General features: G+C 39.8%; 17 protein-coding genes. 2 read left to right on the forward strand and 15 right to left on the reverse strand.

Annotated features, from left to right (window positions below):
• Nucleotides 1-229: 229 nt before the first annotated feature.
• The 5 genes from F7732_RS06295 to F7732_RS06315 form a co-directional block, all read right to left on the reverse strand.
• Nucleotides 230-1,270, reverse strand: a complete 1,041-nt coding sequence (locus F7732_RS06295) for an NAD(P)H-dependent glycerol-3-phosphate dehydrogenase (RefSeq protein WP_151573093.1) — start codon at nt 1,268-1,270, stop codon at nt 230-232.
• A 123-nt stretch (nt 1,271-1,393) separates the two neighbouring features.
• Nucleotides 1,394-2,704: a ribosome biogenesis GTPase Der gene (der, locus tag F7732_RS06300; RefSeq protein WP_151573094.1), complete on the reverse strand. Its 1,311-nt coding sequence runs from the start codon at nt 2,702-2,704 to the stop codon at nt 1,394-1,396.
• A 322-nt stretch (nt 2,705-3,026) separates the two neighbouring features.
• Nucleotides 3,027-3,212 (reverse strand): capping complex subunit for YIEGIA, encoded by a 186-nt coding sequence (locus F7732_RS06305; protein WP_066444128.1) that lies wholly within the window; start codon nt 3,210-3,212, stop codon nt 3,027-3,029.
• A 3-nt stretch (nt 3,213-3,215) separates the two neighbouring features.
• Nucleotides 3,216-4,103: a YIEGIA family protein gene (locus F7732_RS06310; protein WP_151573095.1), complete on the reverse strand. Its 888-nt coding sequence runs from the start codon at nt 4,101-4,103 to the stop codon at nt 3,216-3,218.
• Complete coding sequence (locus F7732_RS06315; protein WP_151573096.1) at nt 4,100-4,708, reverse strand: YphA family membrane protein; 609 nt, start codon at nt 4,706-4,708, stop codon at nt 4,100-4,102. Before F7732_RS06315 ends, F7732_RS06310 begins: the two co-directional genes overlap by 4 nt.
• Nucleotides 4,709-4,813: 105 nt before the next feature.
• Here F7732_RS06315 and F7732_RS06320 point away from each other — a divergent pair, with 105 nt between their 5' ends.
• Entirely contained in the window at nt 4,814-4,963 is a 150-nt protein-coding gene (locus F7732_RS06320; RefSeq protein ID WP_151573097.1) for a YpzI family protein, read from the forward strand.
• 548 nt (nt 4,964-5,511) lie between these two features.
• Here F7732_RS06320 and fni read toward each other — a convergent pair.
• From fni to prsW, 9 genes are all read right to left on the reverse strand, one after another.
• On the reverse strand, nt 5,512-6,570 hold the full coding sequence (gene fni, locus F7732_RS06325) for a type 2 isopentenyl-diphosphate Delta-isomerase (protein ID WP_151573098.1): 1,059 nt from the start codon (nt 6,568-6,570) through the stop codon (nt 5,512-5,514).
• A gap of 12 nt (nt 6,571-6,582) precedes the next feature.
• A complete protein-coding gene (rpsA, locus tag F7732_RS06330) occupies nt 6,583-7,722 on the reverse strand; it encodes a 30S ribosomal protein S1 (RefSeq protein ID WP_151573099.1) in 1,140 nt (379 codons plus the stop codon).
• A gap of 282 nt (nt 7,723-8,004) precedes the next feature.
• Nucleotides 8,005-8,586, reverse strand: coding sequence for a lysophospholipid acyltransferase family protein (locus F7732_RS06335; RefSeq protein ID WP_151573100.1), 582 nt, complete (start codon nt 8,584-8,586; stop codon nt 8,005-8,007).
• A gap of 4 nt (nt 8,587-8,590) precedes the next feature.
• The gene (gene cmk, locus F7732_RS06340; protein WP_151573101.1) at nt 8,591-9,259 is read right to left on the reverse strand and encodes a (d)CMP kinase; all 669 of its coding nucleotides are present in this window, start codon (nt 9,257-9,259) and stop codon (nt 8,591-8,593) included.
• 211 nt (nt 9,260-9,470) lie between these two features.
• A complete protein-coding gene (locus F7732_RS06345; protein WP_066444104.1) occupies nt 9,471-9,653 on the reverse strand; it encodes a YpfB family protein in 183 nt (60 codons plus the stop codon).
• A 56-nt stretch (nt 9,654-9,709) separates the two neighbouring features.
• Complete coding sequence (locus F7732_RS06350) at nt 9,710-10,369, reverse strand: flagellar brake protein (protein WP_151573102.1); 660 nt, start codon at nt 10,367-10,369, stop codon at nt 9,710-9,712.
• Nucleotides 10,370-10,514: 145 nt separating this feature from the next.
• A complete protein-coding gene (gene ypeB / locus F7732_RS06355; protein ID WP_151573103.1) occupies nt 10,515-11,864 on the reverse strand; it encodes a germination protein YpeB in 1,350 nt (449 codons plus the stop codon).
• An 11-nt stretch (nt 11,865-11,875) separates the two neighbouring features.
• Nucleotides 11,876-12,832 (reverse strand): spore cortex-lytic enzyme, encoded by a 957-nt coding sequence (sleB, locus tag F7732_RS06360; protein ID WP_151573104.1) that lies wholly within the window; start codon nt 12,830-12,832, stop codon nt 11,876-11,878.
• Nucleotides 12,833-13,117: 285 nt separating this feature from the next.
• Entirely contained in the window at nt 13,118-13,807 is a 690-nt protein-coding gene (prsW, locus tag F7732_RS06365; RefSeq protein WP_066444092.1) for a glutamic-type intramembrane protease PrsW, read from the reverse strand.
• Nucleotides 13,808-13,924: 117 nt separating this feature from the next.
• Between prsW and F7732_RS06370 the strand changes: the two genes are divergently transcribed.
• Entirely contained in the window at nt 13,925-14,902 is a 978-nt protein-coding gene (locus F7732_RS06370; protein WP_066444091.1) for an asparaginase, read from the forward strand.
• A 303-nt stretch (nt 14,903-15,205) separates the two neighbouring features.
• Here F7732_RS06370 and F7732_RS06375 read toward each other — a convergent pair whose 3' ends face one another.
• Nucleotides 15,206-16,183 (reverse strand): YpdA family putative bacillithiol disulfide reductase, encoded by a 978-nt coding sequence (locus F7732_RS06375; RefSeq protein WP_151573105.1) that lies wholly within the window; start codon nt 16,181-16,183, stop codon nt 15,206-15,208.
• Nucleotides 16,184-16,306: the final 123 nt, after the last annotated feature.

Genomic DNA, 16,306 nt, shown 5'->3' on the forward strand with positions numbered 1-16,306 from the left:
CATTTTCTTTGTATAAAAATAACCGGGAAATCGGAAGGGGCATTTCCAATTTCCCGGCAATATGACTAAATTAACCTACACCCTGATCATGTTACCAGTTTGCTTCGTTGCATTGTATGCAATTCCATTTCTTCCTGTATCGTTTAAATGCCTATATTTTTAAATAAATTACCGGCATTGACCATATAAAGCAAATCGATGAATAGACGAGTACAGTTTAAAATAGAGGTTACTGGCCGCCAAGTAAGTTTGTAAGGTCTTCCATCTCATGCGTTTTTCCACGTGCCATTAGCAATTCTACAGCATCTTTTGCACTGACATTCTCAAAAAGCACACTATAAAGCACGTCTGTAATCGGCATTGTTACTTGATATTTTTCGGCAAGCTGATGAGCAGCCTTCGTTGTACGGACCCCTTCAACCACCATGCCCATATTATCAAGCACTTCCTGCAAATTCTGGCCTTTACCGAGCAAGTTTCCCGCTCTCCAGTTTCTGGAATGAACACTTGTACAAGTAACAATTAAGTCACCAATCCCAGTTAAACCAGAGAATGTAAGGGGGCTGGCACCCATTTTAACCCCTAAACGGGCGATCTCAGCCAATCCTCTTGTGATGAGCGCTGCCTTGGCATTGTCCCCATAGCCAAGTCCATCTGTTATTCCAGCAGCGAGTGCAATAATATTTTTTAATGCACCGCCTATTTCAACGCCAATAATATCAGGGTTGGTGTAGACACGAAAATGCTGATTAATAAATAGATCTTGAATTCTCTCTGCTTCCTCTAATTCTTTTGAAGAGACAGTAACTGTTGTTGGCTGTCTTAAACTGACCTCTTCAGCGTGGCTTGGGCCAGAAAGGACCACTACACTTTTTAAAAGATGGGAGGGAGTCTCCTCTTCAATCATCTCTGAGATGCGCATTAAGCTATTCGGCTCTATCCCTTTACTTACATGCACAATTGTCATCGGGCCTTTTCTAATTACAGCAATTTTGTTGACGACTTCACGGATCGCTTTGGTTGGGACAGCAAGAACAAGCACCTCTGCGCCTCCTATAGCTTCTCCGAGGGATACATGACCAATAATATTTTTAGGCAAAGTTATATCAGGTAAATATTTTTGGTTTGTATGATGTGTATTAATTTCATCAATTTGTTCTGGTTTATGACCCCAAAGCCTTACATCATGTCCGTTATCAGCTAAAACCATGGCAAGGGCAGTGCCCCAGCTTCCAGCGCCAATGACGGCAATTGATTCAACACTTTTCATATATCATCACCGCTTTTTAACTTATTGTCCTGCTTCAAAGATTTACGCTAATCGCCTTACAGAGCCTTTATCACAGATCTGAACCTATAAAGCCTGTCCTAATGTACAGTGCTTTTATAGATTTTATTTTCTTTCGCGAGAGAAAATCTTAATCGGTGTGCCTTCAAAGCCAAAAGCATCTCTGATTCGATTTTCTAAGAAGCGTTCGTAAGAGAAATGCATGAGTTCAGGGTCATTTACGAAAATAACAAAAGTAGGCGGTTTAACTGCTACTTGTGTTGCAAAGTAAATGCGCAGTCGTTTTCCTTTATCTGTTGGTGTTGGGTTCATAGCAACCGCATCCATGATCACATCATTCAAGATGCTCGTTTCAACACGCAATGCATGATTTTCACTCGCAGTATTAATCATTGGGATCAGAGTATGAATCCGTTTTTTCGTTTTAGCAGATAAAAAGACAATTGGTGCATAGTCGAGGAACAAAAAGTGCTCTCTAATATTCGTTTCGAACGCTTTCATCGTTTTTTCATCTTTTTCTACAGCATCCCATTTATTCACAACTATTACCACTGCACGGCCTGCTTCATGTGCATAGCCTGCAATACGTTTATCCTGTTCGATAATTCCTTCTTCTCCGTCTATGACAACAAGAACAACGTCAGAACGTTCAATTGCACGAAGGGCTCTTAAAACACTGTATTTTTCAGTTGTTTCGTAGACCTTTCCTTTTTTCCTCATGCCAGCTGTATCAATGATGACATATTTCTCACCGTTGTAAGTCAGCTGGGAGTCAATTGCATCTCTTGTTGTTCCTGCCACATTACTGACGATTACACGATCTTCTCCTAAAATGGCATTTACTAGAGACGATTTGCCGACATTTGGTCTGCCGATTAAAGAGAATTTAATCACATCATCAGCATATTCATTTCCGCCATGTTTTGGAAAATGCTTAGCTGCCTCATCCAAAAGGTCTCCTAAACCAAGTCCATGTGAACCGGAGATTGGGAAAGGTTCTCCAAAGCCTAATGCGTAAAAGTCATAAATCTGGTCACGCATTTCTGGATTATCAATTTTATTCACACCAAGCACAACAGGTTTCTTTGCCTTATATAATATTTTGGCTACTTCTTCGTCCGCACTAGTAACACCTTCACGGCCGTTAACAAGAAATACAATAACATCTGCTTCTTCTATGGCAATCTCTGCCTGCTGCCTAATTTGCTCTAAGAAAGGCTCGTCCCCTATATCAATACCGCCTGTATCGATAATGTTAAAATCATGTGTAAGCCATTCTGCAGAGCTGTATATACGGTCCCTCGTTACACCGGGAATATCTTCGACAATGGATATTCTCTCTCCTACAATTCTGTTAAAAATAGTTGATTTACCAACATTCGGACGTCCGACAATAGCCACTACTGGTTTTGCCATAACATCACCCCTTCAAGGTTTTTATTTATACTTTAAAATCGTATAGGTTATCGCGCTGGAGATCATTCGACGCAGTTGCTAATCTGGAATAAGGTATAAGTGCAACTAAGCCTCTGGCTTTGCCTTTCAGGCTTGCCAATCAGCATGTTTTATTTAAGAGCAATATGACGAGTTATCTGTAATAAACAATGAAAATCATTCATATCTCAAAAATAACCCTTCTATAAAAAAGAAGGGTCTAACTTCACTATTTTATCAGAGCTTCTTCATAGAGGCAACATTTGGATAAGTTTTGAGCGATACTCTTCTGCAAATTATATAATTAGTGCTTAACAATAACATATAATTCCTCTGTTAACATATGGGCGATACCATCTAATATCGCTTCCAGATTTGCTGCGATCGTCTCCATTTCCTGTTTGCTGTCGCAATAAAATACGGCAGTCCCGCCAGGTATTTTGGAAGAATTGGTTGTAATGGCTGCCAATATATATTTTTCTAATACCATTCTTTATTTCCCCTCGCCTTCTACATGACGTTCGCTTGGCATCCTAATCGCATTTTCAAGGGTTGGAACAGCTCCAATTATTTTAATTGCCCGTTTTATATCCTTTTCTTGGGGCAGAACGAACACCCCAACACGACCATCATCCAAATCACGCTTAGCAAGCGGAACGAGCGCTGGTGTGCCCGAATCTCTATAAACACCAAGAGCAGTTGAAACATCATGTAATATTGCTTGACGCTGGCCCAGATTAGCAATTGTAGATCTGGAATTAAAGTTTTTCGGCTTTAAAATGAAGCCCATTCCATACCGCAATACTTCTTCTTGACGCTGAGGAAGACCGATATTCATAATATAAATATTGTCAACGTAAAGTCCAGGACCATCAAAACGGGGCTCTATATACTCAATCTCAACAATATCCTTTAAACGCCCGCCAGACATTAGAACTTTAGCGATTAGTACACAAATAATAGCGGCGATCAGGGCAGCCCATACATTTATTAATAAATAGACTAGTGTACTTACTAATGAAGTAAAGATGACAAGATAATTTCTGCTCTCAAAAGCAATGGCGATTCCTTCAATATAAGTCTTACCTCTTGGAACCATTTCGTAGCTGTCCAGCTCAGTCAAGGTGTTCCTTTCCATATTGCGAACCTCACGAAATTGAGATGCTGCTAACGTTAAAAACGTAATGGCCGTAAAATCCTCTTCCATGATTGATGGGATTGCTACTGTCCCCAATCCCGCTGCGATAAACCCGAGCGCTACATGAATAATTTTACCATGCAGATAGGTAGGGTATTGCCGATAATCTGTACGCAGCATGTACATTCTTGTTGCAGTACCAATAATCAAACCAAACAAAATGGGATATGTATATTCACTCATGATGTTTTTCCCCTCTCTTTTTCAAGCTGGTTAAAGTAAGCCCCTAAATAAGCAGTAATATACTCTACTCCATTCCATAAAAGCAGGATCAGAGCAGCCAGTGCCAGAATATCTAAATAAACAAAGGACCCTATTGTATAGGGAAAAGAAAATGAATGAAAAATAATTCCATTAACCACTTCTCCATGTATGCCAGCTGATGCAAGCAGCAATATCCGTTCGAATCTTGTTTTCATTAAAATTAAAGATATAAGCACCATCATGACAGAAAGCATCCATTCTCTGTCCATGATGACCCATACAGGATCAAACATTTCAAATAAATGAAAACTAACATATGCTAAAACTCCAATTAACTGGCACACCCAAAAATAAAAAAGTTTTTTGTTCTTATATTTAGCCAATAATGAATAAACGGTCAGAACGACTAAAATAGCCGAAAAAGAAACAGAAACAGCATCAATAGTAAAGTAATAACCTGAAAAAATAATGAGCAGCAGTATCCATGCTGAAAACACTAGCCTATAACGCTGTTTCTTATCTATTAAAAAGCTGGAAAGAATCCAAATTCCCCATGCAGTAAAATAAAATATTATTCCGTCCAACCCGACACCTCCTATCATTACCATTATGACTAAATCCTATGTATTTTAATCTTTACAGTATAAACTTTCAGGAAAGCTTCATCTTAAAAATAGGAGGTGTGTAATATGGGAAGAGATCGTCAAGAAAAGAAGCTTAAAAACAGCGGAAGAGTAGAATCTGATCGAGATCAGGCACTTCATTATCCTGGAGCAACAAAATTACAAAGCCCAGAAGAAGCAAGAGCCTTAAACGACAACATGAAAACCCAGCATTAACAGAAAAGCGGAAGGCGCTTGATCAGGGACGACAAGCTTAAGACAAGCCAGGCAGAAGGTCGTTCTTTGACCTTTTGCCTGGATTGGCTTAAGACCTCGAGTCCCTAGCGCCTGGAGCTAGACAATACGAAATGCGGAGGCGGCTCGTTCAGCTGCGACAAGCATAAGGCGAGACAGGCAGAAGGTCGTTCTTTGACCTTTGGACTGGATTGACTTATGACCTCGAGCAGCTAGCCGCCGGAGCTAGACAATACGAAAAGCGGAGGCGGCTCGTTCAGCTGCGACAAGCATAAGGCGAGACAGGCAGAAGGTCGTTCTTTGACCTTTTGACTGGATTGACTTATGACCTCGAGCAGCTAGCCGCCGGAGCTAGACAATACGAAAAGCGGAAGGCGCTTGATCAGGGACGACAAGCTTAAGACAAGCCAGGCACGCTAAGTCCGTTCTTACAAATAACAAAGGTTAATATTATTTTTTTACACACAAAAAAAGCAAGCTGAGAATATGTAAATTTCTCTGCTTGCTTTTTTATATGATTTGAATCTCTATTACTTGATAGATCTCTGGCTGTAAATTTCCGTGTTTACACCTCTTTGCTGTAACCAATGGTGTACATCACCGCTTAGAAGTAGAGGAGTTTGCTGCAGTTGTTTGATCGTCTTCGCCCCTAATGCTGTCATAATCATTTTTAACTCTTGATGCAGGAGACCGATTTCATCGATGAGATTTTCTAAATCCCCTTTAATAAGTACCTTTAAGAGGGCACCTGCCATGCCTACAGCATTAGCCCCCAGTGCTATGGATTTGGCAGCCTCTGTGCTCGTTTGGATGCCTCCAGATGCTAGGATGGTTATATTACCTTTGTGCGCTGACGTTTCGGCTATTGAAACGGCTGTCGGAATGCCCCATGAATCAAAAAATGGGATATGTCTTTGTCTCCGTTCGTTTTCAATTCTTGAAAAATTGGTGCCGCCAAATCCGCCAACATCTACAATAGCTACTCCTGCTTCTTTTAGTTTCCAAATCGTTTCTTTGCTAATCCCAAATCCAACTTCTTTGACTATGACCGGAACTTCCAAATTATGTACAATGTTTTCAATTCTTTTTAAAGCACCAGTAAAGTCACGATCACCTTCAGGCATAACCAACTCCTGAACTACATTCAAGTGAATCTGAAGAGCGTTTGCCTCAATCATATCGACAGCTGCTTTTGCCTGGTCAAGAGTGGCTTCACTGCCCAAGTTGGCAAACAGAATGCCATTAGGGTTTTCTTTCCGAACTACTCGATAAGATTCTGCTTCGTTCTGATCTTTTAAAGCCGACATTTGTGAACCTACCGCAATTGATACACCAGTCTCCCTGGCAGCGATGGCTAGATCACGATTAATCTGGTAGGTTTTCTCTCCTCCGCCTCCAGTCATTGCATTGATAAAAATTGGCGAACTTAATAATAGTTCGCCAATTTCTGATGCTAATGATATGTGATCTAGACTTGTGTCTGGCAGGCTTTGATGGATAAAAGTAACGTCTTGAAAACCGGTTAGTGACTTTTGCCCGGTTGATAGCGCGTTTTGAATATGGTCCCATTTCCTTTTTGCTCTAGACACTATTTATCACCATTATTTATTTAAATTCTTTAATTGGTCGCCAATCATTTCACCAAGCTGGAAACCTTTAGATTCTTCTGGCAGTTCGTAATCTGTTGGAATTTCTTCCTCTTTTTCCAGCAGGTCTTTAATGCTCAGGGATAATCTTTGTTCTTCTTCATTTGCTTCAAGCACTTTTACTTTAACTTGTTCGCCTTCTTTCAGCACTTCATGTGGAGTGCCGATGTGTTTGTGAGCTATTTGAGAGATATGAACAAGCCCTTCAACACCAGGGAATACTTCAACAAATGCACCATAAGAAACAAGCCTTCTAACAGTTCCTTCTAAAACAGTGCCTTTAGGCGCTTTTTCGCCGATTTGATCCCATGGTCCAGGAAGTGTTTCTTTAATAGAAAGAGAAATTCGCTCATTGTCGCGATCAACACTAAGCACTTTCACTTTGACTTGCTGGCCCTCTGCCACTACATCAGATGGCTTCTCAACATGTTCATAGGAAAGCTGAGAAATATGAACTAATCCGTCAACCCCGCCGATATCTACAAATGCACCGAAGTCTGTAATTCTTTGTACAGTACCATCCAGCACTTCACCAGCTTTTAAAGAGTCAAGCAATTCGTTTTTTTGCTTTCCTTTTTCTTCTTCAACAACTGCTTTGTGAGATAAAATTAAACGATTTTTTTCTTTATCCAGCTCAACAATTTTAAAAGTCATTGTCTTGCCTTTATAATCAGAGAAATCTTCAACAAAGAATGCTTCAACTAAAGAAGCCGGGACAAAGCCGCGTACGCCTAGATCAACGACAAGACCGCCTTTTACAACATCCTTAATTTCTGCTTCGAAAACTTCACCATCATTGTATCTTTTTTCAAGGTCTTCCCAGGATTTTTCTGCGTCAACTTTTCTTTTTGATAAAATTAGCGCTTCTTCTTCAACTTTTAATACTTCTAGCTCAAGTTCTTCTCCTTCAGCTACAGCATCACTGGCTTTTTCGATATGCAGGCTTGAAAGCTCGCTGATTGGGATAATCCCGTCCAGCTTGCTGTCTGAAATATGCACAATTACTTGTTTTTCCTCAACTTTTGTCACTTGGCCAGTAACTTTTTCTCCAACTTCAAAGGTTTTCACTTCTACATCATTCATTTCTTCTGACATATGTAATCCTCCTTAATCCAATGGCTGCTTCAGATTTTATGCTGGAAATCCATCCGCAACATTTAATTGTAAATTGAAGCAAAATGGTTATGATCTTATGACACGCACCGCTTAGTTTGTGCCGTATACTCAATGCAGCGATTGATCACTGCACAGCTACTGCAGCTATAGCCTAAAATATGATTAAAGACTATTTTCAGAAAACATTGTATTTAAATGCAATACAAAAAACGCCTTTTATTAAACTTCTTACAAATGGCTGTTTTTGTCAAGCAAGAAGACTTAGCGATATGCATCGATCAGAGTGCGAATTTCATTCATAATCATATCCGTTGTTTCTTCTGCGGATGCCTTTCTATCGCGCAATTCCTGGATGTTGATTGGCTTTCCATAAACAACTTTAATTTTTCTAAAGGGTTTATACGGGCCAATTATAGCACATGGGACGACTTCTGCACTTGAGCGGAGAGCAAAAAATCCAGCTCCTGCCAAGCCTTTTCCCAGCTCACCATTTTTACTTCTAGTTCCCTCTGGAAACAGACCTAAAACATTGCCCTCTTTAATAATTTTGAGACCATTTCTTAAAGCTTCCCTGTCACTCATTCCCCTTTTTACCGGAAAGGCATGAATTTTTGGCAGCAACTTCCCCAGCACAGGCACATTGAACAGCTCTTCTTTTGCCATAAAGTATACCGGGCGGGGCGCCGTAATACCCACTACAGGCGGATCTAAATTATCTATATGATTGGCACAGAGCAAAACGCCGCCTTCTTTTGGGAAATTTTCCCTTCCAATCACTTCATATCGGTAGATCGGTTTTAATACTGCATTTACAGCAGACCTTGCAAATCCATATAATGTCATATAATTAATTCCTTTCAGCAGCTAAAGCTAAAATACGATCCGCTACTTCTGTAATAGACATAGATGTAGTGTCGATTTCTTCAGCGTCTTCTGCCTTTCTCAGTGGCGCAACTTCCCGCTCGGAATCCAGCTTGTCCCTTGTTGCAATTTCTTTCTTTAGCTGTTCTAGATCAGTTGGGAATCCCTTCGATTGATTTTCAGCATGACGCCTTGCTGCACGCTCATCTACAGATGCGAGCAGAAAAACTTTTACCTCAGCATTTGGCAATACATGTGTGCCGATATCCCTGCCATCCATCACAACACCGCCTTCAGCCCCGAATTCCTGCTGTCTGGCAACCATTTCTGCCCGAATAGAACGATGTTTTGCTACAGCCGATACCGAATTTGTGACTTCAGCTGAACGTATATCATTTGTAACGTTTTCACCATCAAGAATAATAATTTGTCCCTCTTCACCGGGCATAAGTTCTATACTCGTTTTTTGCAGGACAGCAAGTAACTCTTCCTCATTTTCCAGATTCACGTGATTTTGGATCGCTTTATATGTGAGCGCTCTATACATGGCACCTGTATCTATATATATGTAAGATAGTTTTTCAGCAACGATCTTTGCTACTGTACTTTTACCAGCAGCAGCAGGACCATCAATAGCTATTGAGATTTTCTTCATAGTTCCTCCTGTAAAACAATAATATCGAATTTATTTTAACACAGAAATAAGAGAATCGGTGTTCATTTCGTGTGATAATCTCTCAAAATGTAGCATTCCCTATTTTTAAAAATATGACTTATTGTTCTATCTGTTTAAGGTGTTCAGATATCATTTCCAAAAAGAATTAAAAGCTTGCTAAAAAATATAAAAAAAGCAAGCAAAAATCTGCTTACTTTTTAGAGTTAAAGGTTTCGAGCAGTTCAGTAAAGTTCTGATCTGTGACTCCTTCATATTGAGTTAGCTGTTTGATCTCGGGAAATACATTCCATTTGTGAAAAAAAAGCTGAGAACACAGCAAGAAAAGAAACTGCACAACGATTATTTTTAAAAGAATACGTTCAAACGTTTTCATAGCCAAACCTCTCGATACTTGTCTGATATTCCAAGTATGGAGAAGTTTTGATGATTTTATGCTTCAATTCCGCGTTTTTTATAGGCCAGCTGACGATCAAAGCAATAACGCAATAATAATTGCCGTTCATTCGGAGTAATATTTGAAAACTGAACTGAGATTTTTCGGGTATTCTCCTTCATATTTAAAATACGGACAATCTTGCTCTTTAAGTTTAAATAATGGTATTCGCCGCTATGCATCAGGAGAACAAGCCATAGATTTACATTCATTTCTGGTTCTACTTGAATCTGTGATTTTGTTGAAAAAGAGGCTCCTCCTGCACTTATATCCTCTGTAACACAAACTAAGGGAGGAAAATTCTCATCCGGAGAATGCATAGCTGCATCAACAGCCGTTTCTACTCGTACATATTGACGGCGCTGAATTTTCATCAGCTGTTCATCTCCCGGGTATGTAAGCATGATCATCGGAACATTGCGTTTGACCTTGCCGGCAACCTCACTGTCAAATAGGTAAACTGCACCTGCAGCAGCAACAAAAGAAGCTTTTAATTGTGTGCCATCCAATAAGAAGGCCGTTTTATCTGTTTCCATGTTTTTGGGGTAATCTATGTATATATAATGTTCTGATTGATCAATTACTTTGCTTTGATACTTCTCCCCGCTTTCAGAGTATTTCGTCTCTAATATAATGGTGTCCCCTATCTTAATCAATTACCGCACTTCCCCTGTCCGAAAGGATAAACTTGTCAGTTAATTATGACATGTGACTCATATATGTTGCAAGACCATTTTATGAAATGCACAGGAAATAAGGTATAGTTTATAGAAAAAAAAGGAAAAGCTTAGTTCGCTTTTCCTACAATACATCTTCATATACAGGCTCTGCATTCTTTAATTTATCCACTTTTTCTTCCATGCCTGTATCTGCATTAATATAAATTCGATACGTATCTTCCCCTAAAGTTCCCATAAACTCATAACAAAGTACTTCTTCGCTTATATCATTGATGATGATTGCCAGCCGGTTCTCCATAACCTCTACTGCTGGATTAATCTTTTCTCGAGCTTCATCAACTGTAATCCCTGGATCAGGAATTTCTCTTGCATGATGCGCTTTTAAATAATCTTCAGCAGAGAATCCTAAAATTTTGCCATTATCCAGAGCCATTTTCATTTTGATGGAATCTGGATATACACGCACACCATCTTGCGTAGAAACAAAAGTGAAAACTCCCATGTTGTCATATTGCGCACTTTCAAATAGATCAAGATTTTCAAATTGGTTCTTCTTTAAAAACTCAACCGCTTTGTTGCTTGCTTCATTTAAACTGATTTTTCGATCTGTTACTTCCCTTGACATAAGGTACCAGATCGGATATCCGCCTTTTTTGGTTATATCCATATTGGCTTCCTGTTTTGATTTTTTATCTTGAAGAGTCACACTGAAGAAGCCATAGTCAGAGCCATCTCCATTTTCTGTAACTTTTACATTCACATCATTGCCTAATCCAGCATATTCTTTAGCTTCTTTTATTGCTTGCTTATCTGTAATTTCCTTGCCTTCTAAGTACTTAAAGTTTTCATCCTTCTTCTGCATGTTTACAAATGCAGGGCCAAAGTCGGTTTCCCCGTATCCATCTACAGTCTTTTCAACCGTTTGAAAGCCGTCAATGATTGTATTATCTCCTGCTTCATCTCCAGCTGCCAATGCCATTTCTACGTCCATCCAGCGCAGGTTATTTTCCAGTACCATATGCTGAACTTCACGCAAATCATTCTGAACATCTGCGGCTTGTGTGTATAACTGTTTTAGTGAATCATATTCTTTGTCTGATAAAGGCTCTTTATTTAAATCTCTGACTGCAGTCTGATAACTGAAATCTCCTATCTTCGCCAGAAATTCTTCTGTTTTATTGAATGGCAGCAAAGAAAGGGGTAGCTGACCGACATCTGTATGTGCTTCTGAAGTAACCCTCCAAACTTCAGCAAGTGCTGGAGACAAAGATTCTCTTGAATTCATTGCTAATGTTGTTCCGATTTTATCGTGCAGCAAATCAATCTGATAGGTTAAATCATGAAATGCTCTCTGATAGTTATTTTCAGCGTTGATCAGGATGGCATTTTTCTCTCTATGCTCCTGATACCCCCAAAAGGCTGTTCCTGCGACCCCTAATGTCAGTACACCAATTAAAACGCCTCTTAGCATGCTTTCACCCCTTATTTACAGAATATATGTTTTCCGATTCTCTTAATTTGCGGCCTTGTCCAAATCCAGCCGCTTGTTGCCGTGTCTGGGTTAAAATAGTATAGAGCATTTCCAGTAGGATCCCAGCCATTGATGGCATCTAATACCGCTTCGCGGGCTTTTTCGTTTGGCGTGAGCCAAATTTGCCCATCAGCTACAGCTGTAAAAGCTCTAGGTTCGAATATAACGCCTGAAACGGTGTTTGGAAATGTTGCACTTTCTACCCGATTCAAAATAACTGCTGCAACAGCAACCTGCCCAGTATATGGCTCTCCACGTGCTTCACCATAAACCGCATTTGCCATTAATTGTATATCATTTTCAGAATATCCATTTGGCATATTTGCTGCCGTTGGTTTTTGCTGAGCAGGTGCCTGATTTGCCGTTCCTCCACCACCGCCGGTTTGTCCTTGGTTACCGCCGGTTTGTCCTCCGCCCGACTGAGTACCGCCGCCAGATTGACCTCCACCTGACTGTCCTTGTTTAGCAGGCTGTTTCTTTTGGTTTGCTCCACCGCCAGAAGGAGCTGGCTTTTTCTGCTTATTTAAATCTACACCGCCATAATGAGTAAATTTATTCCCTTTGTTAATTTGCTCTTTCACAAATTGCTCATTATAGTTTGAAGCTTTCGCTAACTTTTCTTTCGTTTTTTGACCTGCAAGCCCATCAATAGGCAAGCCAAATTCATATTGAAAATTTCTTAATGCCCAATAGGTTCCCCAGCCAAATACACCATCGATTTTCCCATTGTAAAAACCAAGGTATTGCAGCCTTGATTGAAGCTCAATGACATCATCTCCAACAGCTCCTTGCTGTATGACCTGATCAGAGAAGGCGGCTGCTTTTTCGCCATTTCCAATCAAAGGAATCATCAGCACAAGAAAGGAGATTATGATCATTATCTTGGATAGAAACAACTTTTTATTCATGTATAATAACCTCCAAAAGTAATTCTTTATTACAGTAACCCTATTTTCTGTAGCGTCTGGATTTTTATACAAAAAACTAGGATCTGATTAAGTGGGGCTTTTTACCAATACAGATCTTTCAAGAGGCAAGTCTGAAAAGAGTACAAATAAGATAACATAGCCACACCTTTAAATTACTTTCAAACAGGTGTTCAAATAGTATTTAATTGCATAAAAAAAACACTGATAACATCTAGGTTATCAGTGTTTTTTCATTACAGACCATTTCATCTATAAGATCTTTCTTTACATGTTTAAAGGGGGTTCAAATTTGAAGGCGTCCTGATTTTGCCGGATGGTTAAAACTCTCGCCTTTTTCACCTTTCTCATACCCAGCCACCATAGGAAAATCATAAATGGTACCATGAAGTACGGCCAATACTTGAAAGTTAATAAAATGTAATCGTATGTGCCGTGCAGCAAAAAAGGCACAAATAAGGATAATATAAGCCATTTTCCTCGAGAAGTTGCTGAAAATTTCACTTTTCCTATATAATAACCCATGATTACACCAAAAAGTGCATGACTTGATACAGGAAGAAGCGCTCTGCCTACAGCATGTTCAATGCCAAGTGCAAATAAATATAATATGTTTTCAACTGTTGCAAATCCTAACGAGACAGACACACCATATACAATACCATCGTAGGGCTCATCAAAATTCACATGCTGATAGACTGTGTAAAATAAAATAAACCATTTGAAAAACTCTTCCAGCATGCCAGATGAGAGAAATGCACTAATGAAGCTGGAATCAATCATATGCTCCGTTTCCATTACATGCTGGATAAACATGATGGGAAACACCAGCATTGCACCTGACATGAACGTTTTAAACACCATTGAAAAGGGTTCTGACTCATATTGATCTTTCAAGTAAAAATAGCTTAATAAAGCTAATCCTGGGGCAATTCCCGCAGATAATATCCCAAACATGAGCCACCCTCCTTTTCAAATCGTCTCTATAATCGTAACATGATCATATTGGATTGAAAATGCATTACAGCATATTTAATTATATTCTATATTTTTCAAATTAGGGAGGACAAAGCATTGAATCGAAAAAAAATTCTGCTTATACATACAGGAGGCACCATATCTATGAGTGAAGACAGCTCAACCGGTGCAGTCTCAACAAATGAAAAAAACCCATTAACAGATAAAACAAATGAATTGCATGCCCTTGCTGATCTTATAGTAGAGGAGCCCTTTAATTTACCTTCGCCTCATATTACGGTAAAAGAAATGAACATATTAAAGAACTTGATTGAAGATCACGTGAAAAGGAAAGATGTTTCTGGTGTTGTCATTACACATGGGACTGACACATTGGAGGAAACAGCCTATTTTCTGGATTTAACAGTTGATGTGCAGCTGCCGGTTGTACTAACTGGTGCCATGCGTTCAAGCAATGAAATTGGCTCTGATGGACTGTATAATCTAATTTCCTCTATAAGGGTTGCAATGAGTGAAGAGGCTCATTACAAAGGCGTTCTGGTTGTTCTAAATGATGAAATACATACAGCCAAAAATGTCACAAAAACGCATACCAGTAATGTTTCTACATTCCAAAGCCCGCAATATGGACCAATTGGTATTGTAACGAAACGAGGTATTCTTTTCCATCATATGCCAACAAAAAAAGAGCTTTATGAAATTAAGGATTTAAACCAAAAGGTAGCACTATTGAAAGCACACGCCGGAATGGATTCTACCCTCCTGCACGCCATTAAAGAACTCAATTATGATGGTGTGGTTATTGAGGCACTCGGTCAAGGAAACCTCCCGCCTGCTGCAATTGATGGGATTAAAGAAATGACAGCTGCCAACATTCCCGTTGTCATTGTTTCACGGTGCTTTAACGGTATCGCCCAGGATGTCTATGGTTACGAAGGCGGAGGCAAACACTTAAAAGAACTAGGTGTCATCTTCTCCAACGGACTAAACGGCCAAAAAGCCCGCCTAAAACTAATGATCGGCCTAGCCAACCAACAAACCAAACCCGAAATCGAAAAAATGTTCGGGTTATAAGAAAAGCGGAGGCGGCTTGACCAGCCCCGACAAGCTTAAGACAAGCCAGCCGAAAGGTCGTTCTTTGACCTTTTGGCTGGATTGGCTTAAGACCTCGAGGGGCTAGCCGCCGGAGCTGGACATGTAGAAAAGCGGAAGGCGCTTGCTCAGGGGCGACAAGCATAAGGCGAGCCGGCTGGAAGGTTGTTCTTTAACCTTCTAGACGGATTGACTTATGACCTCGAGCCCCTAGCGCCTGGAGCTGGACATAAGAAAAGCGGAAGGCGCTTGATCAGCCCAGAGAGCAACAAAAGGCTGTTCCATTCAGGAATCAGCCTTTTGTTTTTGAACGATAGAAGCTGCGATTTCAGCTCCGTGGAACCTGCCATTTTCAATAAAAATTTCATTGGCATTATTGCCTGCAGCAATAACACCAGCTATATAAATACCCTCTACATTTGTCTCCTTCGTTTCCTCCGTATATAAAGGTCTTCCAGTACTTTCATCAATTCCTATTCCAACACTCTTCAAGAATTGATGATCCGGATGATAGCCTGTCATTGCAAAGACAAAATCATTCGCTATTTCTTGTGTCCCACCATTTACTTCATAAATTAGTGCATCCTCTTTGATTTCTACTACATGGGACTGAAAAATCATTGAAATCGCACCCGACCGGACAAGTGAATCAAATTCCGGAAGGATCCATGGCTTAACGCTTGGTGAATAAGACTCTCCTCTGTATAAAACAGTCACTCTTGCACCTGCTTTTACCAATTCCAATGCAGCATCTACACTAGAATTTTTCCCGCCAATAACCACTACATCTTTATCAAAATAAGGATGAGCTTCTTTAAAATAGTGGAACACTTTCGGTAAATCTTCTCCCGGTATGTCCATATAATTTGGTTGATCATAATATCCAGTCGCAATAATAACGTTTGGTGTTCTATAGGTTTGTTTGTCACTAACAACCTTAAACTGTCCATCTTCTTTTTTCGTAACAGATAACACCTTTTCATATGCATGAATGTTCAAATTCTTTCTTTTAACTACTTCACGATAATACGTTAATGCCTGATTCCGGGTTGGTTTATGTTCCACTGTAATAAATGGCACATCACCAATTTCAAGCTTTTGGCTGGAACTGAAGAATGTCTGGTGTGTTGGATAATGGTAAATGGCATTGACAATATTCCCTTTTTCAATAACAAGCGGTTTAATTCCGACATCCTGAAGAGCAATGGCAGCCGCCAGGCCACACGGTCCCCCGCCTATTATGATTGCTTCCTGTTGATTCAAAAAAATCAGCTCCCCAATCTATTATTAAATTCTGTTATGTATGTAGAATTGCTTTATGATCTCGCAACGCGAATGAAGAAACACATTTTATCCTTCTTCAATTCTACAAATGTATACATACCC

The organism is Bacillus mesophilum (assembly GCF_008923265.1).
GTDB lineage: Bacteria > Bacillota > Bacilli > Bacillales > Cytobacillaceae > Cytobacillus > Cytobacillus mesophilum.

Coding starts and splice junctions, on each gene's coding strand:
- ypeB (WP_151573103.1), bottom strand. CDS start 11,864: ATGCTAAGAGGCGTTTTAATTGGTGTACTGACATTAGGGGTCGCAGGA.
- cmk (WP_151573101.1), bottom strand. CDS start 9,259: ATGAAGAAAATCTCAATAGCTATTGATGGTCCTGCTGCTGCTGGTAAA.
- F7732_RS06295 (WP_151573093.1), bottom strand. CDS start 1,270: ATGAAAAGTGTTGAATCAATTGCCGTCATTGGCGCTGGAAGCTGGGGC.
- prsW (WP_066444092.1), bottom strand. CDS start 13,807: ATGTTTGGGATATTATCTGCGGGAATTGCCCCAGGATTAGCTTTATTA.
- F7732_RS06310 (WP_151573095.1), bottom strand. CDS start 4,103: ATGAGTGAATATACATATCCCATTTTGTTTGGTTTGATTATTGGTACT.
- F7732_RS06305 (WP_066444128.1), bottom strand. CDS start 3,212: ATGGTATTAGAAAAATATATATTGGCAGCCATTACAACCAATTCTTCC.
- der (WP_151573094.1), bottom strand. CDS start 2,704: ATGGCAAAACCAGTAGTGGCTATTGTCGGACGTCCGAATGTTGGTAAA.
- rpsA (WP_151573099.1), bottom strand. CDS start 7,722: ATGTCAGAAGAAATGAATGATGTAGAAGTGAAAACCTTTGAAGTTGGA.
- F7732_RS06320 (WP_151573097.1), top strand. CDS start 4,814: ATGGGAAGAGATCGTCAAGAAAAGAAGCTTAAAAACAGCGGAAGAGTA.
- sleB (WP_151573104.1), bottom strand. CDS start 12,832: ATGAATAAAAAGTTGTTTCTATCCAAGATAATGATCATAATCTCCTTT.
- F7732_RS06335 (WP_151573100.1), bottom strand. CDS start 8,586: ATGACATTATATGGATTTGCAAGGTCTGCTGTAAATGCAGTATTAAAA.
- F7732_RS06345 (WP_066444104.1), bottom strand. CDS start 9,653: ATGAAAACGTTTGAACGTATTCTTTTAAAAATAATCGTTGTGCAGTTT.